A 24,171-nucleotide genomic window follows, 5' to 3' on the forward strand; every position below is an offset into this window, starting at 1 on the left:
GCGTTAGCGCGCATATCGGGCAATAGCGCCAATAATGCCAATTGTATCAATCACGCCAATAACGCTAATTACGTCAATTCCGGAATTCAGCTGATGTCTGGTGAGTTGTCGGTTGACGCTCGATATCCATCCGGCGGCCCCGGAAATCGTGGACGGTGATGTGACGTGCCATTCGGGCCATGGCATGATCGGACGCATTCGTCGGCCGATGTGAATTCTGGTGCGCGGAAACGGGAGGGCCCACGTGGGAGATCATTTCAAGACCGATATTGATCAATTGGCTGCGTTCAACAAGGACCTCACCGAGGCACATGACTCCCTCGAACAGGTCCGCCAGGCCCTCCAGCACGTCCGGTCCGACCAGGTCGGCACAGCGGAGCTGGACGAGGCGTGCGACGACTTCCAGGAGCGCTGGAAGTACGGGAACGAGCAGATCAAAGAGCGTATCGGCAAAGTCACCGAGGGCCTGCAGCAGAACACGGACAACTACCGCGAGATTGAGACCTCCCTGGAGGAGAGCTTCAAGCGCGCCGCGGCTGCGGGGAAGTGAGCACGATGGCCCAGAACCCCTACGTACACCTCGGCTGGAATCCCGTTCCCGGTGAGGCGGGCGAAGTCGAGAAGCTCCGTACGCAGCTCACGAAATCGGCGACCGCGCTGCAGACCGCGTACCAGAAGATCGACAAACTCCTCGGCGAGTCCAGCTTCTGGGAAGGCGACGCCGCCGTGGGCTTCCGGGAGGCCCTCGACGGCGACCTGCCGAAGTACATGAAGGACGCCCACAAGTCGCTGAGCCTCGCCGCCGGCCACCTCGGCTCCTGGCACGGCGGCCTGACCAGCCGCAAGGAGCTGGCCAAGAAGTACGACGCCGAAGCGGCCGACCACAAGGGCGACCTGAAGGCGGCCAACTCCCAGCACGAGTCGGCCAAGCAGAACCCGGACCTGAAGCTCAAGGACCAGACGTTCACCGAGGGCCCGGAGCTGGAGGCCGCCCAGGCCCGCCTCAACGCGGCCACCACCCGCCTCAACGAAGCGGTCACCGCCGTCAACAACGCGCAGGGCGCATTGGACGACGTGCTGCGCAAGGCGCGGGAACTGGAGAGTACGCACGAGTCGGACGCGCGGGACCTGGCGCGGAAGCTCAAGGACTCCACCAAGGACCTGGCGCCCGAGGAGCCCGGCTGGCTGAGCAAGGCACTCAGCTGGATCGGCGACAACCTGACGAACATCCTCAGCGTCCTTGCGGCGGTGGCGGGGCTGCTCGCGTTGCTGTGCACGGGGCCGTTCGGGATCGCCATGCTGCTCGCCGCGGGCGCGCTCAGCCTGGCCACCATGGGATCCCGGCTCGCCGACCCGAAGGTACGGGCCTCACTCGCCGACGGTTTCACCAAGGGGGAGTTCGACTCGGACTTCTGGGCGAACTCCATCGGCCTCGCCGGTGACGCCCTCGGGGCCGTGCCCGGCGTGGGCGCCGCGACCCGGGGCCTCAACGGCGCGATCCAGTCGACCCGCTTCGCGAACGAAGCCGTCAGCGCCGGGCAGTTCCTGGGCCGGTTCGCCGACGACACGGTCACGGCCGCCGGGCGGCTGATGCCCAGCATGACCGACGCCGGTCCGATCGGGAACCTGATCGTCCGCGGCGTCGGCGGCGGCGAGGGCCTCACCAAGGGCCTGGCCCTCGCGTCACCCATCGCCGGTGTCGGCACCGCAGGCTTCGGCCTCGCCGCCGACCAGATCGACGCGCTGAAGCCGGGCGGGGACACGGCCACGGGCATCGACGGCGGCCGCGCGGGGATCTTCGACGGACCCGGCGCTATCGCCCCGATCCAGGCGACGCTGCGGGCGGTGCTGCGATGACGGACAACCAGGCGACGGACAACCAGGTGACGGACAACCAGGTGACGGAAGGCCATGGGGGTGCGGGTACCGAGGGCGGCGCGGCCGACCCCTCGCTGCGCCTCGTGATCGACGACTCGGCCCGGGACACGACCGCCAAGCTGTGGTACGCGCTGCCCGACGGCTATCTCGACGTCCCCCTCGCCGCGCTCGACCCGGCCCCGGGCACCGAGTACGAGGACCACTTCACCAGCGTCATGGCGCTCATCCTGAGCTGCGTACCCGAGGAGCAGCGCGCTGTGTACGCGGGCGCGCTGCGGGACATGCGGTTCTTCGTCACGCAGATGCGCGCCGAGGGCGTCATCGGCTGCTCGCTCGGGATGCACTTCGCCGACGACGGCTCGTCGGCGATGTCCGTGGTCACGGCCGCCCTGAAGGACGTCGAGTGGGCGCCCCCGAAAGCCATGGCGGTGCGCGCGGCGTCCGCGCGGGAGAACGTCACGGACGTGGAACTGCTCCGGCTTCCCGGCGGGCGGCCCGGATCGTTCTGCGACACCCTCGTCACCGCGCCCGCGGTCGCTGGGATGCCCGCGCAGGACCTCTACCAGTGCGACGTGTACATCCCCGCGCCCTCCGGGTATCAGCTGGCGGTGCTGTCGCTGAGCACCACGGCCGTCGGCTCCCGCGGGCACTACCGCGACCTCTTGAAGGGCGTGGCGCACACCGTGTCCTTCCAGGATCCGCTGCCGGAGATCGAGCGGGCCGTGCAAGCCGACCGGAACGACGGGGAGTCCGGCACCATCAAGGACGGCATCACGGCCGACTTCGGCTGACCCGGGACGACTGAGGAGTGAGCGTGTACGCGAAGCAGGGCGGGCTCGAAGGACCGTTCGCCGGGCCGGTGGCCTGGGACGACCCGGGCACTCCCGCAGCCTGGTCCCGCTCCGTGGCCGGCCAGACGGCCAAGTTCGTCGGCTGGTGGGCGCTGTGGGTGGGCGTGCTGTACGTGACGGTGGGCGTGCTGCCGGAGTGGGCGGCCATTCCGGCGGCCCTGGTGCTGTGCGTGATCGCGTACAACGCCGTGATGTCCGGCGACAGGCTGGGCAAGTTCCGGCGGATGCGCCGCATCCTGAAGACCTACCCCTGGCGGCGGCAGCCGGGCGGCGTCCAGTACGACCCGCGCGGGCGCAAGGCCCAGTTCCGCCTGCCCGACCCGGACAAGCCGGAGAAGTCCGTGTCCCCGAAGCTGTCCGGCCTCTTCCTCCGCCCCTGGGACCGCATCGCCCGCAAGGGCGTCGACGAGATCGTGTACGCGGGCGACCCCCGGTTCGCATGCGTGATCGCCGAACCCGGCCCGCGCTCCCTGAGCTACGTCTCCCAGCCCACCGCGTACAACCGCCGCACCTCCCCCCGCCGCAAGGGCCTCAGCCCCGAGGCGCGGCAGCGGGCCCGGGCGATCGGGGCGCGGGTCGCGGACTGACGCCCCTGCGCAGTGCGGCGGTGAGCGCTCGCGCGGTGGGGATGTTGCAGCGGCCCAACTCCACGAGGGGGACGGCGGGCTCGCCCACGTACGCGAGGGGGTCGACCCGCAGGGAGGGCAGCGTGATCCCCGCTTCCGTGAGCGCTTCGGCCAGCGCGCGGCGGGCCGCCTCGGCGTCCTCGACGGTCACATCCTGAGCTGCGCTTCGACGGTTCACAGGACCTCCCCCCTGCTGCGCGCGTTCGCCCGCGCGGTGCCGGCGCGCAGGCGCTGTGCGGGGTCGGCGAGTTGTACGTCCTCGGGAGCGGCCTCCCACTCCCTCCCGCCCCGTTCGGGCCGGAGAAACCAGCGCCCGCAGCACTCGCCCCGGAACTCACCGAGCCGGTCGCGCCTTACGTCCCGTACGAGGGTGCCGATGGCTGGGGCGGGGGCGGGCATGTGGTCTGCGCACATAATTGCTCCTCTCTGTAGCGGAGTGGCTACCAGGAGCTTCAGGTTGGCCTAGGGTCGAAGCGTCTTCAACTTGCGTTATTTGTGCGGAGAGTTGGGTGCCCAGATGGTGAACCGCAAGGAGCTCGACCCCGAGAAATCGCCGAGTGCCGCATTCGGCCAGCGTCTGCGTGAGTTACGCGACGAGCGGGGCTGGACGCAGGACGAGCTGGCGGAGCGGATCGGTTGCTCGGGTACGCACATTTCCGCGATCGAAACTGGTCGTCGACCCCCAACTCGCCGCTTTGCGCAAGGTGCCGACAGAGCGTTCGGCACCGGGGACAGGCTCGTCCGCCAGTGCCGCGCCGCACGGCATACGTCGCTGCTGGAGGGGTTCCCTGAGTACGTCACGCATGAAGCGCGCGCTGCGGAGATCCGGCTGTACGAGGTCGGTGTCATCCCAGGCATCCTCCAGACGCCCGGGTACGCGTCGGCGCTGACGGCACGCTCCGTCGAACGCGGCGCGATCACGCCTGAGCAAGGGGAGGAGCGCAACTCCCTTCCCGCGACGCGTCAGGCGGCGCTGGACCGGGACCCGCTCCCGCTCGTCTTCGTCGTACTGGACGAAAGCTGCTTGCGGCGACCCGTCGGGGGACCCGCGGTCATGGATGAACAGTTGGCGAGCCTGACCAAATTCGCTGCGCAACCGAACACCTTGCTCCAGGTGGCCCCGTTCGACCTGGGGGACCGCCGTCCGCTCAGTCTGCCGCTCTACGTCCTGACGATGTCGAATCGCTCCCTGATCTCCTACGCAGAGTCCGCGCACCGAGGCCAACTCGAACAAGAAACAGCCTCTGTGGTGCCCTTGTTGACGGCATACCATCAACTCCAGGCCGAATCGCTCTCCCAGGCGGAGTCCGTGGCCATGATCAACCGGTTACGAAAGGGCACCCCGTGACGACCGAATCCCCCCGCTGGTTCAAGTCCTCGTACAGCGAGAACGGCGGAGCTTGCGTCGAGGTAGCCGTGAACCTCGCCAATACCCACGGCACCGTCCCCGTCCGCGACTCCAAGAACCCGGTTGGCCCCATCCTGAACGTTCCCGCGGACGCGTTCTCCTCCTTCATCGAGGGCGTCAAAGGCGGAGGGTGGGGCACCGCCTGATGGAACCGCAGTTCTTCAAGTCCTCGTACAGCAACAACGGCGGCGACTGCGTGGAGGTCGCCATCAACCTCGCCGGCACCCACGGCACCGTCCCCGTCCGGGACTCCAAGACCTCCGCCGGCCCTGTCCTGAACGTTCCCGCGGACGCGTTCGCCTCCTTCGTGGCCGGTGTCAAGCGCGGGCAGCTGGGCGTCGGCTGATCGTCCGGCCAACGGCCGTGCCTCGTACCCGGGTTGGGCGCGGGGCACGGCTTCCTCCCGGACTGCCGTTCAACGCACCGTCACAGTCAGGGTCTTGGTGACGGAGAACTTTTCGCTCTCGGCCGTCTCGGCCTTGATGCCGTCCGTGCACCGGTAGCAGCCGAACAGCTTCACCTCGGTCGTGCCCTTGCCGGAGGCGGTGAACTTGTACCAGTCCTGGCGTACGGTCGCCGCGTCGCCGGTGGTGTGCACGCCGGACAGGTAGTCCGCCAGGACCGACTCGTCGGGTGGGCCCACGATCTGCCACGTGTAGCCCGGCTGGTTGTCGTAGTGGTTGGCGATCCGGAAGGTCTCGCCGGGGCGCACGGTGACGTCGCCGTCGAAGTCCCTTTCGAGCGTGCGGACGTTGTCCGGTGGGACGTCCTCGCCGGGGCGGCCGTACCGGTCCTCGGGGTCGTCGAGGACACCGCTCACCTGCGTGCCCTCCTTGACCTCGACCGGGTACGTCATCGTCCGCTTCCCGTCGACCTCCTCCAGGACGATCCGCGCCGTCCCCGTCTTCAGTGCGCGGAACCTGAAGTACCGCGTGCCGTCCACGTCCTTGACCCCCCGCGCGTGTACGACCCCCTCCGCCTCCCCGGACTCGGCGAGCCGCCAGTCGTCGGCGTCGCCGCCCGGCCGTACGTGGATCGAGAAGTCGTGGCCGACCAGCACTTCGGGCCGCAGGGACTGCGAGGCGATGTCGATCTCCCCGTCGGGGCCGCGCGGCACGTTGTGGAGGGGCGGGGGAAGGGCACAGCACACTGTGTCATCAGCGAACAGCACCTCGTACGCCAGGAACCCGCCACCCCCGAGCACCACGAGAGCGGCACCGGCCGCGAGCCACCGGCCCTGCTTGCCGCGCGGCAGCGCCAACTTGGGCGTCGGCTCCGGCGTCGGCTCCGGCGTCGGCGTCGGCATCAAGCGTTCCTCACTCGTAAGCGTCGTAAGCGTCGTATCCGTCGTACAAATGTCGCCCGATGGCATCGACATGCGTGAACGCACGAGTGGTTCCCGGGAGCGGAGATCCAAGGGCTGGCCTTGACGTCAGGGTCAAGGGTTAGCGTCGTACGCATGCGCATCGGTGAACTCGCGGAGCGGGCCGGTACCAGTACGCGGACGCTTCGGTACTACGAGTCGCGCGGGCTGCTGCCCGCGCGGCGGGACGGCAAGGGGCATCGGACGTACGACGAGGGTGACCTGCGGTTGCTGCGGCAGATCCGGACCTTGCAGGACTTCGGGTTCGGCCTGGAGGAGACCAGGCCGTTCGTGGAGTGTCTGCGGGCCGGGCATCCGCAGGGCGACTCGTGTCCGGACTCGCTCGCCGTGTACCGCCGCAAGCTCACCGAACTCGACGCGCTGATCGGGGAGTTGACCTCGGTGCGCGCCCAGGTCGGGGCGCAGTTGGAGCGGGCCGAGCGGGCCCGTGCGGTGCTCGCGGCCGAGGCGGAGGCCCCGGGTGGGCCGGCGCCGCGGTGTGAGCTGACGACGACGGAGGGTGCGGAGAGATGACTGAGGTGGCTGAGGTGGCTGAGGTGGCTGAGGTGACTGAGGTGACTGAGATGACTGAGCTCGTCGACGTGACCGATGAGGACTTCGCGGCGGAGGTGCTGGGTGTCGCGGACCGGGCGGTGCTGGTGCAGTTCACGGCCGAGTGGTGCGGCCCGTGCCGGCAGCTCGGGCCGGTGCTGCGGGAGCTGGCCCGGGAGGAGGGGGAGCGGCTGAAGGTCGTGCAGCTGGACGTGGACCGCAATCCGGGGACGACGGTCGCGTACGGGGTGCTGGGGACGCCGACGCTGATGGTGTTCCGGGGCGGGGAGCCGGTGCGGTCGATGGTGGGGGCGCGGCCGAAGCGGCGGCTTGTGCAGGAGCTGGCGGATGTGCTGAACCCGTAGGGAATTGGCGGGCGGCGTATTCCTCGGGCTATATTGGGTGTTTCTGCGTGCGCACAGAAAAGGCCACCGACTCGAAGGAAATTTCCTTCTCGGGGTGGCCAACTAAAGACACCGTAGCCCATGAGGAGTGGAATTGTCAACCGGGGATTCCGTTGCATTGCACCGCGAAGTGCAGGCCGAACTGCAGGCCGAACTGCAGCGCGAGCAGCAATGCGTCGACCGCCTCTACACCCGCCTCGACGAGCTCCGGGCCGAGCGGGAGGCGGCCGCGCGCTTCGCGTTGGCGCAGCTGGGCAACGGTAGGCAGGCGAAGCTGGAGCGGGACATCACCGCCGACGAGCAGGCGCGCAGCGCCGCAGAACTCGCCGGTGTCGAATCCGGTCTCTGTTTCGGGCGAATTGACCACGCCCAAAAGGCCGGTGGTGGTCATCACCACATCGGGCGCATCGGAATCCGCGCCGACGACGAGGCGCGCACCCCGCTCCTGATCGACTGGCGCGCGCCCGTCGCCCGCCCCTTTTATCTCGCCACCGGGCACACCCCGATGGGAATCAGGCGCCGCCGCCATCTGGCCACCGAGGGCCGTACGGTCACGGAACTCCACGACGAGATCCTCGACCTCGACGACCCGACCCGTACCGGCTTCGAGGACCACAACGCGGACGCGGTGCTGCTCGCCGCCCTGAACGCGGCCCGCACCGGCCGCATGGGCGACATCGTGCAGACCATCCAGGCCGAGCAGGACCGCATCATCCGCGCCCCGCACCGCGGCGTCATGGTCGTCGAGGGCGGGCCCGGCACCGGCAAGACCGCCGTCGCGCTGCACCGGGCCGCGTATCTGCTGTACGCGGAGCGGGAGTTGCTGGCCAAGCGGGCCGTCCTGATCGTCGGCCCGAACCCGGCGTTCCTCGGCTACATCGGCGAGGTGCTGCCCTCCCTCGGAGAGACCGGCGTACTCCTCGCCACCATCGGTGAGCTGTACCCCGGCGTGCACGCCACCGGCACGGACACCCCGGCGGCCGCGGCCGTGAAGGGGCGCGCGGACCTGGCGGACGCGCTGGCCGCACTCGTACACGACCGGCAGTCCGTGCCCGACCCGGCCCTGGAGATCGACCACGACGACTACGGCACGCTGTACCTGGAGCGCGCCATGGCCGAGGACGCCCGCGCGCGGGCCCGGAACACGCGGTTGCCGCACAATCTGGCGCGGCCGTACTTCGTGTTCGCCCTGATCGACGCGCTGACCGAGCAGCTCGTGGACCGGCTCGGCGGCGACCCGTACGGCGGGCCGAACCTGCTCGGGCCCGATGACGTCGCGCAGCTCGGCAAGGAGATCGCCACCAGCACCGAGGTGCACGCCGCGATCGACTCGCTGTGGCCGCCGCTCTCCCCGCAGGGCCTGGTCGCGGAGTTCCTTGAGGACCCGCGCGGGTACGTGCCGGACGCCGACGCCGAGGCGATCAGGCGTGCGCCGGGCGCCCCCTGGACGGAGGCGGACGTGCCGCTGCTTGACGAGGCGGCGGAGCTGCTCGGCGTGGACGACTCGGCGGAGCGCGCCGCGAAGGAGGCCGAGCGGCAGCAGCAGATCGAGTACGCGCAGGGCGTCCTCGACATGTCGTACTCCTCCCGTACCTACGAGTTCGAGGACAAGGAGGAGGCGGACGAGGACGCGGCCGAGGTCCTTTCCGCGCACGACATCATCGACGCCGAGCGGATGGCGGAGCGCCAGGAGGAGGCCGACCACCGCACGGCCGCCGAGCGTGCCGCCGCCGACCGGACCTGGGCGTTCGGCCACATCATCGTGGACGAGGCGCAGGAGCTGTCGCCGATGGCGTGGCGGCTGCTCATGCGGCGCGTCCCGACCCGCTCGATGACCCTGGTCGGCGACCCGGCGCAGACGGGTTCGGAGGCCGGGGTCGGCCGGTGGGCGGACATCCTTTCGCCGTACGTGGAGGACCGCTGGGAGCTGGTGCGGCTCGGCGTCAACTACCGCACGCCCGCCGAGATCATGGACGTCGCGGCGGACGTGCTGCGCGCACAGTCGCCGGAGTTCGAGCCGCCGCGGTCGGTGCGGTCGACGGGCGTACGGCCGTGGGTGCGGCGCACCGACGATCTGCCTGGCGCCGTGGCCGAGGCGGTCGCGCGCGAGCTGCCGGAGGAGGGGCGGCTCGCGGTGATCGCGCCGCGCGGACTGCACGCGGAGCTCGCCGAGGTGCTCGAAGGGGTCACGGCGGGCGCGGCGCCCGACCTCACGCACCAGCTGGTGCTGCTCGACGCGCGGCAGTCCAAGGGCCTGGAGTTCGACAAGGTTCTGGTGGTCGAGCCGGCGGAGTTCCGGACGAGCGATCTGTACGTGGCGCTGACCCGGGCGACGCAGGGGCTGGGTGTGCTGCACAGCCGCGAACTGCCGTTCCCCGAAGACGGATTGTCGGTGGCGGGTGGCAGCATGCCGGTATGACGTACGGCGAGGTGTCCTACGGACGAGCGCCCGCCAAGCGCCGCACCGCCGACATCGGCACGGGCAGCCAGTCCGGGCGGTGCCGGGCCTCGTACAGGACCTCGTAGACCGCCTTGTCCGTCTCGTACGCCCGCAGCAGGGTCTCCTCGGCGCGCGGGTCGTGGCCGGCGGCCTCGGCGTAGCCGTCGCAGTACGCCTCCCGGCAGGCCGCCGCCCACGCGGGCGCGCGGTGGGTGTACGCGGCGTAGTCGAAGGAGCGCAGCATGCCCGCCACGTCCCGTACGGCCGGGTGCGGGCGGCGGCGCTCGGCGAGCGGGCGGGCCGGTTCCCCCTCGAAGTCGATCACGTGCCAGGTGCGGTCGGCCCCGTACAGGCACTGCCCCAAGTGCAGGTCGCCGTGGACGCGTTGGACCGTGCGCCGGGTGTCGTCGAGCGCGCGGAGCGCGGTGTACGCGGCGGCCAGGGCGGGGGCGTACGGGCGCAGCTCGGGCACGGCGCGGGCGGTGGCGTCGAGGCGTTCCGCCATGGCGGCGGCGAGGGCCTTGGTCCGGGGCCGGGCGAGCGCGGCCGTCGGCAGGGCGCGGGCCAGGGCGCGGTGCACCTCGGCGGTGGCCCGGCCGAGCGCGGCGGCCTCGCGGGTGAAGGGGGCGCCGTCGGCGAGGGCGCGCAGCGCGAGGGTCCAGCCGTCCGTCGCGCCCGCGACGAAGGGCTGCAGGAGCCCGAGCACGTACGGCTCGGCGGCACCGGGCGGCCACGCCCCCGCCCAGGCCACCGGGGTCGGCACCCGCGGGCAGTCCACGCCGGCCAGGGCGCGGGACAGCTCCAGCTCGGGGTGGGTGCCGGGGGCGACACGGCGGAACAGCTTGAGGATGTACGTATCGCCGTACACGAGGGAGGAGTTGGTCTGCTCCACGTCGAGGACGCGCGGCGCGAGACCGTCGGGGACGGCCGGTCCGGGGGGCCGTTCGAAGGACAGCGCGCCCTGCGTCCCGGGCGTGCGCAGCAGGTCGAGCAGGTGCCCGGCGAGCAGCGGGTCGTGCAGCGCCTCGTACACGGCGAGCCCGGCGAGCGGGCCGTTGCGGGGGCGGCCGAGGAGCGCGTCCGACAGATGCGGGGGGACCGTTCGCCGTACGCCGAGCAGGAGTTGGTAGCAGTCCGTGTCCCGGCCGGGCTGCCGGGCGTCGACGAGGAGGTGCAGCAGACCGGGCTCCGCGGCGGCCGCCCGGAGGCCCGTCACCGCGACCGGGGCGAAGCCGGTGACGGGCCGCCCCTTGCCCGCGAACCAGCGCTGACGCGGGAGCCAGTCGCGCAGCAGCGGGGCGAGGGAGTCCACCAACTGCGCGGCGCCGGTGAGGTGGTGGCGGGTGGCCGCCTGTGAGCGCGTCACGGTTTCCGACATGCGTCGCGGTCCCCTTCCCGTTGCGGGCTCCGCGTCGCGGCATATTCCCTTTCCGGGCCCTCCCCGAAACCGGGCCCTGGCCCCGTGTCACGGCCGTCCGCGCACGCCACGGCGGGCGGCGCCCGGAGTTCCGGATGCCGCCCGCCGCGAGCTGACCGCCGGTCGCCCGAAGGTCGGGGACCGAAGATCGGGGACCGAAGGTCAGTGCTTGTTCTTGCCCTTGGCCGCCTTGACGTTCACGCCCGCCCAGGCCGCGTCCACGCCCTTGTACTCGGCGGAGTCCGCGCCGTACAGGTCCTTGGCGGCGTCGAGCGTCGCCGTGCGGGCCTTGGCGTAGTCGGTGTTGGACGTCATGTACGTGGTGAGGGCCTTGAACCAGATCTTCTCGGCCTTGTCCCGCCCGATGCCGGTGACGGGCTTGCCGTCGGCGGTCGGCGAGTCGTACTTCACGCCGTTGATCTCCTTCGCGCCGCTGCCCTCGGACAGCAGGTAGAAGAAGTGGTTGGCGACGCCCGAGGAGTAGTGGACGTCGATCTGGCCGATGCCCCTGTACCAGCTGTCCTTGGACTTGCCGTCCTTGCTCGGCTTGTCCATGTAGCGCAGCGGGGTGCCGTCGCCGCGGATGTCGATCTTCTCGCCGATCAGGTAGTCGCCGACGTCCTCCTTGTTGTTCGCGGAGAACTCGACGGCGGAGCCGAAGATGTCGGAGGTCGCCTCGTTGAGACCGCCGGACTCGCCGCTGTAGATCAGCCCTGCGGTGTGGGAGGTGACGCCGTGGGTCATCTCGTGCGCGGCCACGTCGATGGACGTCAGCGGCTTGGCGTTGCCCTCGCCGTCGCCGTACGTCATGCAGAAGCAACTGTCGTCCCAGAAGGCGTTGACGTAGTTGTTGCCGTAGTGGACGCGGGAGTACGCGCCGACGCCGTCGCCCTTGATGCCGTCGCGGCCGTGCACGTTCTTGTAGTAGTCCCAGGTGAGCGCGGCGCCGTAGTGCGCGTCGGCGGCCGCGGTCTCCTTGTTGGCGGGGGTGCCGTCGCCCCACTCGTCGTCGTCACCGGCCACCAGGGTGCCCTGGCCCGAGGTGCCGCCCCCGAGGTCGTACGTCTTGTGGTCGCCGCGCCCGGTGTCGGTGAGCGAGAAGCCGCTGGACTCCTGCTTGGTGCCGAGCTCCACGTCGCCGCTGTACTGGGTGTGGCCGGCGCCGGTGCGGATGTCGTCCCACTGGAAGATCTTCTTGCCGGAGCGGGCGTCCGTGACGACGTGCAGCCGGCTCGGGGTGCCGTCCTTCTTGGTCGACTTGACGACCTTCTCGTACGCGAGGCGCGGGGTGCCGCTCGCCGCCCAGACGACGGCGCGGGCGCCCTTCGGCGCGGCCTTGGCGCGCGCGGTGTCGACCTTCAGGTCACCGGCGTGCGCCTTCGTGACGCCCTCCGTCCTGCGGGACTTGGTCTCGTGCACGACCAGGTCGCCGCCGAGGACGGGCAGTCCGTCGTACGTGCGCTCGTAGCGGGTGTGGACGCTGCCGTCGCGGTCCTTGACGACGTCGCGGACGACGAGCTTCTCGGCCGAGGAAAGGCCCAACTCCTTCGCCGTACGGGCCTTTTCGGCGTCCGCGTCGCGCAGCAGCTCGGCGCGCTGCGAGGCGGAGAGCTTGGTGGGCGACGCGCCGGGGGTCTTCTCGGCGGTGGGCGCCGCCGAGGCGGTGGTGAGGCCGGCGCCGATCAGGGCGGCGGCGACGATCGCCGTGCCGGCGGCGGTGGCGGCTCGTCTGGTGGACACGTGGCGCGTTATGTGGGGCGACACTCTTTACTCCCTGGATGTGGGGGTGTCCGGGCGGCGTTGGGCCCATCCGGACGGGGAAGTACCTGGTGCTGGTGCCGTGTTGCGGCTGTGCCGTGCGGGGAGAGAGTGTCATTGGCGGCGCGTACATGTCAGGGGGTGTCGCCAGGTTGACCGAATCTTGACCAATACTCGTGGCGCGCTGTCCGTTATGCGAACTGGGTGGCGTCCCCGGCACGTTGCCGCAACGCCACCCAGTCTGCCCCGATCCGTACGGGCCGGGTTCCGTACGGGCCGGGTTCCGTATGGGCCGGGTTCCGTATGGGCCGGGTTCCCTACGGGCCGTTTACGGGAAGGTCAGCTTCCAGCCGTTGATCTGGCCCGTGTCCCGCGCCGCCCGGTCCTGCACCCGCAACTTCCAGGTCCCGGCGGCCCGTTCACCGGAGGCGTCCACCGTGTACGTGGTCCGCACGTCGTCCGCCGAGTCCGAGGACTGGTACGGCTTCAGGCTGTACACCGACCCGTCCGGCGCGACCAGGTCGACCACCAGGTCGCCGCGCCAGGTGTGCGCGATGTCCACGCCCACCTTCAGGCCGGCCGGCGCGTTCCCCGTCCGGTCGGCCACGGAGATGGACGACGTGACCGCCGGCCCGTTGTCCGGGATGGCCACGTCGGCGGTGTTCTCGTACACCGTGCCGTCGCCCGGGGTGCCGCCGCCGGACCGCTCGCCCACGTTGACGCCCGCCCACGCGTCCTGCACCGCCTTGTACTCGGCGCTCGACGTGCCGTACAGCTCACCGGCCACCGCGAGAGTCCCGGCGCGCGCACCCGCGTAGTCCGTGCGGGAGTGGAACTTGGTCGTCAGCGCCTTGAACCAGATCAGCGCGGCCTTCTCGCGGCCGATGCCGGTGACGGGCAGCCCGTCCGAGGTCGGCGAGTCGTACGCGACGCCGTTGACGGTCTTCTTCCCGCTGCCCTCGGACAGCAGATAGAACCAGTGGTTGGCCGGGCCCGAGGAGTAGTGCACGTCGATGTTGCCGATGCCCGCGTACCAGGCGTCCTTCGACGCGCCGTCCCGGCTCGGCCGGTCCATGTAGCGCAGCGGGGTGCCGTTGCCGCGGATGTCGATCTTCTCGCCGACGAGATAGTCGCCCACGTCCTCGGAGTTGGCCGCGTGGAACTCGACGGCGGCCGCGAAGATGTCGCTGGTCGCTTCGTTGAGGCCGCCGGACTCGCCGCTGTAGATCAGGCCCGCGGTGTGGGAGGTGACGCCGTGGGTCATCTCGTGCGCGGCCACGTCGATGGACGTCAGCGGCTTGGCGTTGCCCTCGCCGTCGCCGTACGTCATGCAGAAGCAGCTGTCCTGCCAGAAGGCGTTGACGTAGTTGTTGCCGTAGTGGACGCGCGAGTACGCGCCGACCCCGTCCCCGCGGATGCCGCTCCTGCCGTGCACATTCTTGTAGTAGTCCCAGGTCAGCGCGGCCCCGTAGTGCGCGTCGGCGGCCGCGGTCTCCGCGTGGGACGGGCTGCCGTCGCCCCAGGTGTCGTCGGCCCCGCTGAACAGGGTGCCCTGGCCCCATGTGCCGCGGTTCAGGTTGTACGTGCGGTGGTCGCCGCGGCCCGTGTCGGTGAGCGTGTAGCCGCTGCCCGACTGCGCGGTGCCGAGCGGGACTTGACCGCTGTACTGGGTGTTTCCGGTGCCGTTGTGCACGGCCTGCCGCTCGAACAGCTTCTTTCCGGTGCGGGCGTCGGTCACGACGTGCAGTTCGTTCGGCGTGCCGTCCTTCTGCAGCCCGCCGACGACGGTCTCGTACGCGAGCACCGGCTTGCCGCCGTGGCCCATCCAGACGACCTTGCGGGGCGCCTTCCGGGCCTCGGTCCGCGTCGAGCCGTCGGCCTTCGCGAGCCCGAGGGCCTGGCGTTCGGCGGCCTTCGCGGTCACCTCGGCCCGGGTGTCGACACCGCTCAGCCGGGCCCGGCTCGCCTTCGCCACGGCCTCGGTGCGGCCGGCCTCGCTCTTGCTCACGACCAGGTCGCCGCCGAGGACGGGGAGTGAGTCGTACGTGCGCTCGTAGCGGGTGTGGGTGGTGCCGTCGCGGTCCTGGACGACGTCCCGGACGACGAGCCGCTCCTTCGCGCCGAGTCCCAACTCCTTGGCCGTACGGGCCTTTTCGGCGTCCGCCTCGCGCAACAGCTCGGCGCGCTCGGACGGGGAGAGCTTGGCGGGCAGCGCGCCCGGGTCGGCCTTGCCCGCGGCCGCGGCGGGCCCGGACTGCAGGCCCACGGAGAGCAGGGCGGCGGTGGCGAGCAGCGCGCCGACGGCGCCGGTGCGTCTGCGGCGGGCGAAGGGGGAGGTGCGTGGGGAGGTGCGTGTCACGGCTGACTCCTTCTGCGGGCCGCGGATCGCGCGGCCGACGGGAACGGACGGTGGGTGGCCGCCCGGGCAGAACAAGGCAGTGCACGGTGCACGTGGGGGGTGCGCGACGAACGCGCCGGCGGTGAAGTGCCGTGAAGCGTGGGGGTGCTGACACGTTCGGTGCAGGGGAAGCGTGCCAGCGCAGCGGTGACGTGTCAGGACCGCGTCACAAGGTTGGCCGGAAATGGTCCGTTGGGCGGTGGAGGATGTTCGGTATGCGGACGTGCGCACGTGGCGCCACGAGAGCTTCCCCTACCCGCCCCCCCCTACCCGCCCCCTGCCCGGCCGGGCACGTCAGCCGAGAATCCCCCGGTCGTACGCCGTGGCCACCGCCGCCGCACGGTCCTTCACGCCCAACTTGCCGTAGATGTGCGTCAGATGCGTCTTGACCGTGGCCTCGCTGATGAACAGCTCCGCGGCGATCTCCCGGTTCGGGGTGCCCTTCGCGACCAGGGCATCCGGCCCCGGTCGATCACCGCGATCCGGTCGCAGAGGCGCTGCGCCTCCTCCATCCGATAGCTAGCGGGGGGGGACCCGTGCCTTTAGGCATGGGGGGAATCGCTTCTCAGGGCTGCTCTGACCTCAACTGTGCCCACGGGTCTGCACTGTTGACCCGAGCCAACTAGATACATGGCATGTGTATAGTGATCGTCATGGCCGTGGCCAGGAAGGTTCGCCGGTACTCCGGCGGTGTGTATGACTTGGGGCTCCACGTGGTGTGGTGCCCCAAGTACCGTCGTCGCGTGCTCGGTGGCCGGGTCGCGGTCCGCCTGGACGAGCTGATCCGGCAGAAGGCGGCAGAGAAGGGCTGGGAGATCATCGCTCTTGAGGTGATGCCCGATCACGTGCACCTGTTCGTCAAGCACGAGCCGAAGGCTTCCGCCTCCTACGTGGCGAACCAGTTCAAGGGCTTCACCTCCCGCGTGCTCCGCTCGGAGTTCCCGCATCTCAAGAGCCAGATGCCTACCCTGTGGTCCTCTTCGTTCTTCGTCGCCTCGGTCGGCGCGGTCAGCGCCGACACGGTGGAGAAGTACATCAACACCCAGTGGGAACGCCCCTGGACGAAGAAGCAGAAGGAGGGACAGGCGTGATACGCGCATACAAGTTCCTCCTTCGCCCCACCACCCGCCAGGCGCAGGCCCTCGGCGAGATGCTGCGGGATCACTGTTCCCTCTATAACGGGGCCTTGCAGGAACGCCGCGACGCCTGGCGGCACGCCTCGAAGGCGAGCATCAAGTACGGGCAGCAGTCGGCGCAGCTCAAGGACGTTCGCGCCTTCGATCCCGAGCGGCAAGGCCGCTGGTCGTTCAGCTCGCAGCAGGCGACGTTGCGCCGCCTGGACAAGGCGTTCCAAGCCTTCTTCCGACGCGTGAAGGCCGGAGAAAAGCCCGGCTATCCCCGCTTCCGGGGCGTCAACTGGTTCGACACCGTGGACTTCCCCAAGGACGGCGACGGCTGCCGCTGGGACTCCACCCCGCACGACCCCGTCACCCGCGTGCGCCTGCAAGGCGTCGGGAATGTCCGCGTGCACCAGCACCGACCGGTGAAGGGTCGCGTTAAGACCGTCAGTATCAAGCGTGAGGGCCGACAGTGGTATGTCGTCCTCGCCTGCGACAACGTCCTCGCCGAACCACTCCCGGCCACGGACGCGGTCACCGGCATCGACATGGGTGTCACGCACTTCCTCACCACATCTGAGGGTGTACACGTCGCCAATCCACGGCATGGCAAGCGCAACGCCGATGCCCTCGCCCAGGCTCAGCGGGCCCTCAAGGCGTTTGGCCGCCGGAAGCGGGAGAACCGCACCGCAAAGCACCGCCGGGCCGTGGAGAAGGTCGCCGCGCTGCACCGCAAGGTACGGCGCCAGCGCACCGACCACGCACACAAGACCGCGCTTGCCCTGGTCCGCGACTACGACCAGATCGCACACGAGCGGCTGAACATCGCGAACATGGTCCGCACCCCCAAGCCGAAGCCCGACCCCGAGATCCCCGGCACGTTCCTGTCGAACGGTGCCGCCTCGAAGGCCGGGCTCAACCGCAGCATTCGGGTTGGGGGGTGTTCCTGGGCATCCTCGCGCAGAAGGCTGAAAGCGCCGCTCGTGTACTAATCCCGGTGGATCCCCGCAACACCTCCCGCACCTGCCCCGAATGCGGGCACGTGGACGGCGAGAACCGCGACGGCGAAAAGTTCCAGTGCACCGCCTGTGACCACCGCGACCACGCGGACCGGGTAGGCGCCTGGAACGTCGCACTCAGGGCCGGGCTGGTCCTTCCCGACGTGGCCTAGCCACCGACAGGAGAAGCCCCCCGGATTTATCCGGGGGGGAGGAGTCACGAAATGTGTGACGAGCAGGACGGTCACACCACTCGCCCGCACCTCCTCGATCAGCTGCCAGGTGTCCCGGCGGGCCCGCGGGTCGAGGCCCGTGGTCAACTCGTCGAGGACGACCACGCGGGGCCCGCCGATCAGGGCGAGCGCGATGAAGAGCCGCTGCTTCTGGCCGCCGCTGAGCTTCCCGAACCGGGCGCCCAGCTTCTCGTCGAGCCCGAGCCGCTCGGCCAGCGGCCGCCAGTCGGCCGGCTTCTCGTAGAACGCGCTGTACAGCTCAAGCGCCTCGCGCACGGTGAGCTTCGCCTGCAACTCGCTCTCCTGCAGCTGGGCGCCGAGCAGCTGGGTGACTTCGCGGTGGTCCGCGACCGGGTCGAGTCCGGCGACGCGCACGGACCCGGCGTCGGGGACGCGCAGCCCCTCCACGCACTCGACAGTGGTCGTCTTGCCCGCGCCGTTCGGGCCGAGCACCCCGAAGATCTCCCCCTCCTCCACGGCGAACGACACCCCGTCCACGGCGGGCCTGCCCCCGTAGACCTTCCTCAGGTCCCTCACTTCGATGACTGCCATACCCCGAGCGTCCCGGCCGGCCCGCCCCCGGAACATCGGCCATCACGCTCGAACCGGGATCAGCCGATCGGTTGACGGGGCGGTACGACGGTGTTCTCGGGGCGGTACGACGGTGTGACGGGGCGGTACGACGGTGTGACGGGGCGGTACGACCGTGCGGTGACGTTTCCCCCGGACCGCACTCGTCGTTGTACACGCGTGACACAGCTTGCGACACGCGCCCGGCGCGCACCGGCCCGTAGGGCCGCCGTACTGACATGGGTGGGCCTCGCCGCCCTCCTCGCCGCCCTCACCGGCTGCTCCGGCAGTGGGACCGGCTCGCTCGACGCGATGTTCGGCAAGGGCACCGCCGAGGACGCGATCCGGATCAGCCCCGGCCACGGCGAGCGCAGCGTCAGCGCCGACCAGAAGCTGGAGGTCGAGGTCCCGGCCGGGCGGCTTGAGTCCGTCAAGGTGGTCAAGTTCCAGGACGCGCAGGACAGCGCCGTACCGGGCGAGATCTCCGAGGACGGCCTGAGCTGGGAGCCGAAGGACCAGCGGCTCGCCCTCGCCGCCAAGTACACGGTGGACGCGGTCGCCCTCGACGGCCACGGTCGGCGGCACGCCCGGCACGTCACGTTCACGACGTACGTACCGGACGAGCGGTTCGTCGCGTACGTGAAGCCGGAGAACCGCTCCACCGTCGGCACCGGAATGATCGTCTCCCTGGAGTTCAACCGGGAGATCGAGAACCGCGAGGCCGTCGAGCGCGCCGTGCGGGTGACCGCGGACCCGCCCGTGAAGATCGCCGGGCACTGGTTCGGCAAGACCCGCCTGGACTTCCGCCCCGAGGACTACTGGCAGCCGGACACCCGGGTCACCGTCGACCTCGGCCTGCGCGACGTGGAGGGCGCGGAGGGCGTGTTCGGGCTGCAGCAGAAGCAGTTCGGCTTCACCGTCGGCCGCAGCCAGGTCTCCCGCGTCGACGCCGCCGAGCACACCATGGAGGTACGCCGGGACGGCAAGCTCCTGTCGACCCTGCCGATCACCGCGGGCGGCGGCAAGAACACCACGTACAACGGCAAGATGGTGATCTCCCAGATGCTCGACGTGACCCGGATGAACGGCGCCACGGTCGGCTTCACGGACAGCGACGGCAAGGGCGAGTACGACATCCCGGACGTGCCGCACGCCATCCGCCTCACCACCTCCGGCACGTTCCTGCACGGCAACTACTGGACTCCGGCCGCCACGTTCGGCAACGAGAACGTCAGCCACGGCTGCGTGGGCCTGCGGGACATCAAGGGCGGCAGCTCGGACACCCCGGCGGGCTGGTTCTTCGACCGGAGCCTGATCGGGGACGTGGTGGAGGTCGTCAACTCCAAGGACGAGAAGGTCGATCCGGACAACGGGCTGAGCGGCTGGAACATGGACTGGAAGAAGTGGAAGGCGGGCTCGGCGCTGCACGGCTGACCCCTCCCGCAAGCCCCCGCCCCTCGCCCCCACTTGGGACCGAACGGTGACAATCCGGAGAGGTCGTCGTCGCAGGTCGTGCCGGTAATCTTGTGGTGTGCGCGAGTTGCGCGAGGGGTGCGGGGCCCGCTCGGGCCTGGCGAGGGGAGACACATCGTGAACGGGCGACCGATATCGGGGGCATCGGTGGGCGCGCGGGGGCGCCGGGGCAGCGGGCGGGCGCGGGCCGGCCTGACCGCCGTACTGACCGCGGCCCTGTTCGCCGTCACCGCCTGTGGGGGAGCGGGCGGCGAGGGGGAGGGCGGCGCGGGCCGGGCGAGGGCCAACGAGCCCTCGAAGGCCGTGGTGACGATCGCGCCCAAGGACGGCGCGAAGTCCGTGGCCACCAGCGGCGCCCTGAAGATAACCGCCGACGACGGCAGGCTGACCGAGGTCGAGGTCGCCGACACCAAGGGCAACGAGATACCGGGCGAGATCACCGCCGACGGCTCCGCCTGGAAGCCCGACCACCACCTCGCCGCCGCCACGAAGTACACGGTCCACGCCACGGCGAAGGACTCCGCGGGCCGCGCGTCCGCCAAGGACACCACGTTCACGACGCTCACCCCGCAGAACACGTTCATCGGCTACTTCACCCCCGAGGACGGCTCCGAGGTCGGGGTGGGCATGCCGTTCTCGGTCAACTTCACCCGCGGCATCACGAGCCCCGAGGCGGTCGAGAAGGCCATCGAGGTCACGGCCGAGCCGAAGGTCGAGATCCGCCACAAGTGGCACGGCAACGACCGGCTCGACTTCCGCCCGGAGAACTACTGGAAGCCGGGCACCGAGGTCACCGTGAAGCTCAACCTCGACGGCGTCGAGGGCCGCCCCGACGTCTACGGCAAGCAGGCCAAGACCGTCTCGTTCACCGTCGGCCGCAGCCAGGTCTCCACCGTCGACGCCAAGTCGAAGAAGATGACGGTCGAGCGCGACGGCAAGCGCATCAAGACCATCCCGATCAGCTCCGGCGCCCCGGCCACTCCCACGTACAACGGCCAGATGGTCATCACCGAGAAGCACAAGGTGACCCGGATGAACGGCGACACGGTCGGCTTCGGCGGCGAGTACGACATCAAGGACGTGCCGCACGCCATGCGCCTGTCCACCTCCGGCACCTTCATCCACGGCAACTACTGGACGGCGCCCTCCACGTTCGGCAGCACCAACGTCAGCCACGGCTGCGTCGGCCTGCGCGACCAGCGCGGCGGCGGCGACAGCAAGACGCCCGCGGCCTGGTTCTACGACCAGTCCATGATCGGCGACGTGGTCATCGTGAAGAACTCCAAGGACAAGCAGATCCAGTGGTGGAACGGCCTCAACGCCTGGAACCTCGACTGGGACGAGTGGGAGAAGTAGCTTTTTGGGGGGTTCGGAGCCGACGCCCCGGACCCCCACGGGTGAACGCCCGTTAGCCTCCCTCCCATGACCGTGAATCTCGAAGTCTCCGCAGGCGTAGGCACGATCCGCCTGGACCGCCCCCCGATGAACGCCCTCGACATCGCCACCCAGGACCGGCTCAAGGAGCTCGCCCAGGAGGCGACCGACCGCGACGACGTGCGTGCCGTGATCCTTTACGGCGGCGAGAAGGTGTTCGCGGCCGGCGCGGACATCAAGGAGATGCAGAACATGGACCACGCGGCCATGGTGCTGCGCTCCCGTGCCCTGCAGGACTCCTTCACCGCCATCGCCCGGATCCCGAAGCCCGTCGTCGCCGCCGTCACCGGCTACGCGCTGGGCGGCGGCTGCGAGTTGGCGCTCTGCGCGGACTACCGGATCGCCGCCGACAACGCCAAGCTCGGCCAGCCGGAGATCCTGCTCGGCCTGATCCCGGGCGCGGGCGGCACCCAGCGCCTGGCCCGCCTGGTCGGCCCCTCCAAGGCCAAGGACCTGATCTTCACCGGCCGCATGGTGAAGGCCGAAGAGGCCCGGGAGATCGGCCTGGTGGACCGCGTCGTGCCCGCCGCGGAGGTGTACGAGCAGGCGCAGGCGTGGGCCGCGAAGCTCGCCCAGGGCCCGGCGCTCGCGCTGCGCGCCGCGAAGGAAGCGGTGGACACCGGCCTGGAGACCGACATCGACACCGGCCTCGCCGTCGAACGCACCTGGTTCGCCTCTCTGTTCGCCACCGAGGACCGCGAGCGCGGCATGCGCAGCTTCGTGGAGGAGGGCCCGGGCAAGGCCAAGTTCCTCTGAGCCACTTCCGCCCCTGGAGCATCAACAGCTCCACGTTCCTGAGGAGTTGACACTCTCGGGGGAATGGAAGTGGTGCGGCTCCGGCTTGTCCGTTCCTTGAGGCAGCCTTGAGCGCTGGGCGTCCGTTGACGGGTTCGTACGACCGCCAACTGCCGGTCAATGCAGGTCAGATGGGTCGTACCGGCATCATGTGTGCCTTAGGCATATGCCGGTGCGTACCCCTGGAATTGGTGGTTCCGGGGGGCGTATTCCGCAGGAACGGCCCCGGAAGGCGCTCCGGCCCGCCATGATGGGTGCATGGCGGGGCTTGAGGGCAGTGAACGACCGCGGCGGCACGGTGCTGTGACCGCCATGCGGTGGACCCCGGCCGTGGAGGACGAACAGGCCCTGAAAGCCCTGGAGTTGTTCGGCAACCCCACGGACGAGGAAGTGCCGCTGCCGTCCCGGCCGGAGTCCGCGGGTACCGCGCGCCGGCTCGCGCAGGTCGTGGTGCTCCGCAAGTGGGGGCTCACCCCGCAGGTCGCGGAGGTCGTCGTGCTGCTGGTCTCGGAGCTGGTCGGCAACGCCGTACGGCACACCGGCGCCCGGGTGTTCGGCCTGAAGATGGGGCGCAGGCCCGGCTGGATCCGGGTCGAGGTGCGGGACCCCTCGCGGGGGCTGCCCTGCCTGATGCCGGTGCAGGCGATGGACACGAGCGGGCGCGGCCTGATGCTGGTCGACAAGCTCTCCGACCGCTGGGGCGTGGACCTGCTCCCGCGCGGCAAGACGACATGGTTCGAGATGCGCATCACCGAGCGCTGAACGCGCCTCTGCCCGCTGAACGCACCCCGTACGCACTGAATGCACCCCGTACGCGCTTGATGCGCCCCTGTACGCACAGAAGCCCCCTCGCGCCGTGTTGCGGCGCCGTGGGGGCTTCTGTGTGGTGCGCCGCGGATCTTCGGGGGGTGTGATCCACGGCCGCAGAGACGACCTGGCCCGGGTCAATGGGGGTCGTTGCATTCAATGATGACAGACCCGCGGCTCGTGAACAAATGAATCCATGGTGACGCGCGGCACTCACCTTGTAAACGCTGGTTAAGTGCGGACTGTGCGGACTGTGCGGGCTGTGCGGGCTGTGCAGGGCGGCCGCCCGAGCCCCGACCCATAAACGTCCTAATTTGGGTGAATCATTACCCATTGGCCTGCCCCGCCCTTAAATAGCGGAGTGACGTCAACGGACCGCCGCACGTCCTGTCGTACGACACCGCGGCCTCGGCGCGGTGACCACCACGGAGCTGCTGACCACATGAACCCCCACCCGAAGTCCCTGCCCCTCACTCGGCGCACCCGCGTCCTGATGTGCGCCGCCCTGTTCGCCGCGAGCGCCGCCCTCGCCGCCTGCGGCGCCCCCGACGACCAGACCTCGAAGGCCGCCCTCGGCGAGAAGAAGCCCGCCAAGCCCAAGGAGGTCGAAATCGACGGCCTCCCCGGCATGCCGCCCGTCCTCGACCCCAAGGACGTCTACGCCGCCGACCGGCCGAACAAGCTCTCCCCGGTGGTCAAGGACTTCCCCTCCCGGGTGTACGTCCCCAACACCAAGTCCAACACCGTCTCCGTGATCGACCCGAAGAAGTTCAAGGTCGTCGACACCATCGAGGTCGGTACGCGGCCCCAGCACGTCGTCCCCTCCTGGGACCTCAAGACGCTCTGGGTCAACAACAACCGCGGCCACACCCTCACCCCCATCGACCCCGCCACGGCCAAGCGCCGCGGGCCCGACGTCGAGGTGCACGACCCGTACAACCTGTACTTCACGCCCAACGGCAAGCACGCCGTCGTCATGGCCTCCCTCGACCGCGAGCTGGTCTTCCGCGACCCGCAGACCATGAAGCGCGTCCACACCGAACCCGTCAGCTGCTACGGCGTGAACCACGCCGACTTCTCGATGGACGGCCGCTACTTCATCGTGTCCTGCGAGTTCTCCTCCGAACTCCTCAAGGTCGACACCCAGAAGATGAAGGTCATCGACCAGCAGAAGCTGCCCTTCGAGGGCGCCATGCCGCAGGACGTGAAGATCTCCCCGGACGGCAAGACCTTCTACATCGCCGACATGATGGCCCACGGCGTCTGGGTCCTCGACGGCGAGAAGTTCACCACCCCCAAGCTGATGCCCACCGGCAAGGGCGCCCACGGCCTGTACATCAGCCGCGACTCCAAGGAGATGTACATCCCCAACCGGGGCGAGGGCTCCATCTCCGTCTTCAACTTCGAGAAGAACAAGCTCACCAAGAAGTGGTGGCTCCCCGACGGCGGCAGCCCCGACATGGGCGGCGTCTCCGCCGACGGCAAGGTCCTCTGGCTGTCCGGACGGTACGACTCCGAGGTGTACGCCATCGACACCCGCACCGGCGTCCAGCTCGCCAAGATCCCCGTCGGCGACGGCCCCCACGGCCTCGCCGTCTACCCGCAGCCCGGCCGCTACTCCCTCGGCCACACCGGCGTCTTCCGCTGA

General features: G+C 70.0%; 24 protein-coding genes and 2 pseudogenes. 18 read left to right on the top strand and 8 right to left on the bottom strand.

Going from position 1 to position 24,171, the window contains the following annotated elements:
• The first annotated feature begins 244 nt into the window (after positions 1–244).
• From QIS99_RS07580 to QIS99_RS07595, 4 genes are read left to right on the top strand one after another with little or no spacing between them, the layout of a single operon-like run.
• A complete protein-coding gene (locus QIS99_RS07580) occupies positions 245–550 on the top strand; it encodes a hypothetical protein (protein ID WP_282511741.1) in 306 nt (101 codons plus the stop codon).
• A 5-nt stretch (positions 551–555) separates the two neighbouring features.
• A complete protein-coding gene (locus QIS99_RS07585) occupies positions 556–1,857 on the top strand; it encodes a hypothetical protein (RefSeq protein ID WP_282511743.1) in 1,302 nt (433 codons plus the stop codon).
• On the top strand, positions 1,854–2,669 hold the full coding sequence (locus QIS99_RS07590) for a hypothetical protein (RefSeq protein ID WP_282511745.1): 816 nt from the start codon (positions 1,854–1,856) through the stop codon (positions 2,667–2,669). Before QIS99_RS07585 ends, QIS99_RS07590 begins: the two co-directional genes overlap by 4 nt.
• A 23-nt stretch (positions 2,670–2,692) precedes the next feature.
• Complete coding sequence (locus QIS99_RS07595) at positions 2,693–3,316, top strand: hypothetical protein (RefSeq protein ID WP_282511747.1); 624 nt, start codon at positions 2,693–2,695, stop codon at positions 3,314–3,316.
• Here the strand turns inward: QIS99_RS07595 and QIS99_RS07600 are convergent.
• Both QIS99_RS07600 and QIS99_RS07605 read right to left on the bottom strand, forming a co-directional pair.
• Positions 3,261–3,533: a hypothetical protein gene (locus QIS99_RS07600; RefSeq protein WP_349017281.1), complete on the bottom strand. Its 273-nt coding sequence runs from the start codon at positions 3,531–3,533 to the stop codon at positions 3,261–3,263. The two genes, QIS99_RS07595 and QIS99_RS07600, sit on opposite strands and share 56 nt — an antisense overlap.
• The gene (locus tag QIS99_RS07605) at positions 3,530–3,769 is read right to left on the bottom strand and encodes a hypothetical protein (protein WP_282511749.1); all 240 of its coding nucleotides are present in this window, start codon (positions 3,767–3,769) and stop codon (positions 3,530–3,532) included. The genes QIS99_RS07600 and QIS99_RS07605 overlap by 4 nt, the downstream gene beginning before the upstream one ends.
• Positions 3,770–3,872: 103 nt before the next feature.
• Here QIS99_RS07605 and QIS99_RS07610 point away from each other — a divergent pair, with 103 nt between their 5' ends.
• From QIS99_RS07610 to QIS99_RS07620, 3 genes are read left to right on the top strand one after another with little or no spacing between them, the layout of a single operon-like run.
• Complete coding sequence (locus QIS99_RS07610) at positions 3,873–4,703, top strand: helix-turn-helix domain-containing protein (RefSeq protein WP_282511751.1); 831 nt, start codon at positions 3,873–3,875, stop codon at positions 4,701–4,703.
• Complete coding sequence (locus tag QIS99_RS07615; protein WP_282511753.1) at positions 4,700–4,909, top strand: DUF397 domain-containing protein; 210 nt, start codon at positions 4,700–4,702, stop codon at positions 4,907–4,909. Before QIS99_RS07610 ends, QIS99_RS07615 begins: the two co-directional genes overlap by 4 nt.
• Positions 4,909–5,109 (top strand): DUF397 domain-containing protein, encoded by a 201-nt coding sequence (locus tag QIS99_RS07620; protein WP_282511755.1) that lies wholly within the window; start codon positions 4,909–4,911, stop codon positions 5,107–5,109. Before QIS99_RS07615 ends, QIS99_RS07620 begins: the two co-directional genes overlap by 1 nt.
• A gap of 69 nt (positions 5,110–5,178) precedes the next feature.
• On the opposite strand, the gene QIS99_RS07625 is transcribed toward QIS99_RS07620, so the two are convergent.
• A complete protein-coding gene (locus QIS99_RS07625) occupies positions 5,179–6,069 on the bottom strand; it encodes a hypothetical protein (RefSeq protein ID WP_282511757.1) in 891 nt (296 codons plus the stop codon).
• 153 nt (positions 6,070–6,222) lie between these two features.
• On the opposite strand from QIS99_RS07625, the gene QIS99_RS07630 reads away from it, so the two are divergent.
• From QIS99_RS07630 to QIS99_RS07640, 3 genes are all read left to right on the top strand, one after another.
• On the top strand, positions 6,223–6,660 hold the full coding sequence (locus QIS99_RS07630) for a MerR family transcriptional regulator (RefSeq protein WP_282511759.1): 438 nt from the start codon (positions 6,223–6,225) through the stop codon (positions 6,658–6,660).
• 50 nt (positions 6,661–6,710) lie between these two features.
• Complete coding sequence (locus QIS99_RS07635) at positions 6,711–7,043, top strand: thioredoxin family protein (protein WP_282511971.1); 333 nt, start codon at positions 6,711–6,713, stop codon at positions 7,041–7,043.
• Positions 7,044–7,236: 193 nt separating this feature from the next.
• Complete coding sequence (locus QIS99_RS07640) at positions 7,237–9,501, top strand: HelD family protein (RefSeq protein WP_282511973.1); 2,265 nt, start codon at positions 7,237–7,239, stop codon at positions 9,499–9,501.
• A gap of 16 nt (positions 9,502–9,517) precedes the next feature.
• On the opposite strand, the gene QIS99_RS07645 is transcribed toward QIS99_RS07640, so the two are convergent.
• From QIS99_RS07645 to QIS99_RS07660, 4 genes and pseudogenes are all read right to left on the bottom strand, one after another.
• Entirely contained in the window at positions 9,518–10,900 is a 1,383-nt protein-coding gene (locus QIS99_RS07645) for a maltokinase N-terminal cap-like domain-containing protein (protein ID WP_282511761.1), read from the bottom strand.
• A gap of 201 nt (positions 10,901–11,101) precedes the next feature.
• Entirely contained in the window at positions 11,102–12,691 is a 1,590-nt protein-coding gene (locus tag QIS99_RS07650) for a M4 family metallopeptidase (protein WP_282511975.1), read from the bottom strand.
• Positions 12,692–13,025: 334 nt separating this feature from the next.
• Positions 13,026–15,056 (bottom strand): M4 family metallopeptidase, encoded by a 2,031-nt coding sequence (locus QIS99_RS07655; RefSeq protein ID WP_282511763.1) that lies wholly within the window; start codon positions 15,054–15,056, stop codon positions 13,026–13,028.
• Between the two features lie 333 nt (positions 15,057–15,389).
• Positions 15,390–15,551: pseudogene (locus QIS99_RS07660) on the bottom strand (response regulator transcription factor); the annotation flags it as partial.
• Positions 15,552–15,748: 197 nt separating this feature from the next.
• Between QIS99_RS07660 and tnpA the strand changes: the two are divergent.
• From tnpA to QIS99_RS07675, 3 genes are read left to right on the top strand one after another with little or no spacing between them, the layout of a single operon-like run.
• Positions 15,749–16,186 (top strand): IS200/IS605 family transposase, encoded by a 438-nt coding sequence (gene tnpA / locus QIS99_RS07665; RefSeq protein WP_282511765.1) that lies wholly within the window; start codon positions 15,749–15,751, stop codon positions 16,184–16,186.
• The gene (locus QIS99_RS07670; RefSeq protein ID WP_282511767.1) at positions 16,141–17,205 is read left to right on the top strand and encodes an RNA-guided endonuclease InsQ/TnpB family protein; all 1,065 of its coding nucleotides are present in this window, start codon (positions 16,141–16,143) and stop codon (positions 17,203–17,205) included. Before tnpA ends, QIS99_RS07670 begins: the two co-directional genes overlap by 46 nt.
• A complete protein-coding gene (locus QIS99_RS07675) occupies positions 17,154–17,384 on the top strand; it encodes a transposase (RefSeq protein ID WP_282511770.1) in 231 nt (76 codons plus the stop codon). The genes QIS99_RS07670 and QIS99_RS07675 overlap by 52 nt, the downstream gene beginning before the upstream one ends.
• Before the next feature lie 27 nt (positions 17,385–17,411).
• Here QIS99_RS07675 and QIS99_RS07680 read toward each other — a convergent pair.
• A pseudogene (locus QIS99_RS07680) lies at positions 17,412–17,996 on the bottom strand (ABC transporter ATP-binding protein); the annotation flags it as partial.
• A gap of 252 nt (positions 17,997–18,248) precedes the next feature.
• On the opposite strand from QIS99_RS07680, the gene QIS99_RS07685 reads away from it, so the two are divergent.
• From QIS99_RS07685 to QIS99_RS07705, 5 genes are all read left to right on the top strand, one after another.
• Positions 18,249–19,448 (top strand): L,D-transpeptidase, encoded by a 1,200-nt coding sequence (locus QIS99_RS07685; RefSeq protein ID WP_282511977.1) that lies wholly within the window; start codon positions 18,249–18,251, stop codon positions 19,446–19,448.
• A 156-nt stretch (positions 19,449–19,604) separates the two neighbouring features.
• On the top strand, positions 19,605–20,843 hold the full coding sequence (locus QIS99_RS07690) for a L,D-transpeptidase (RefSeq protein ID WP_282511772.1): 1,239 nt from the start codon (positions 19,605–19,607) through the stop codon (positions 20,841–20,843).
• Positions 20,844–20,909: 66 nt separating this feature from the next.
• Positions 20,910–21,677, top strand: a complete 768-nt coding sequence (locus QIS99_RS07695; protein ID WP_282511774.1) for an enoyl-CoA hydratase/isomerase family protein — start codon at positions 20,910–20,912, stop codon at positions 21,675–21,677.
• A 297-nt stretch (positions 21,678–21,974) separates the two neighbouring features.
• Positions 21,975–22,478: an ATP-binding protein gene (locus tag QIS99_RS07700; protein WP_282511776.1), complete on the top strand. Its 504-nt coding sequence runs from the start codon at positions 21,975–21,977 to the stop codon at positions 22,476–22,478.
• Between the two features lie 487 nt (positions 22,479–22,965).
• Positions 22,966–24,171: a YncE family protein gene (locus QIS99_RS07705; protein ID WP_282511778.1), complete on the top strand. Its 1,206-nt coding sequence runs from the start codon at positions 22,966–22,968 to the stop codon at positions 24,169–24,171.

This window comes from Streptomyces solicavernae (assembly GCF_029968095.1).
GTDB classification, from domain to species: Bacteria; Actinomycetota; Actinomycetes; order Streptomycetales; family Streptomycetaceae; genus Streptomyces; species Streptomyces solicavernae.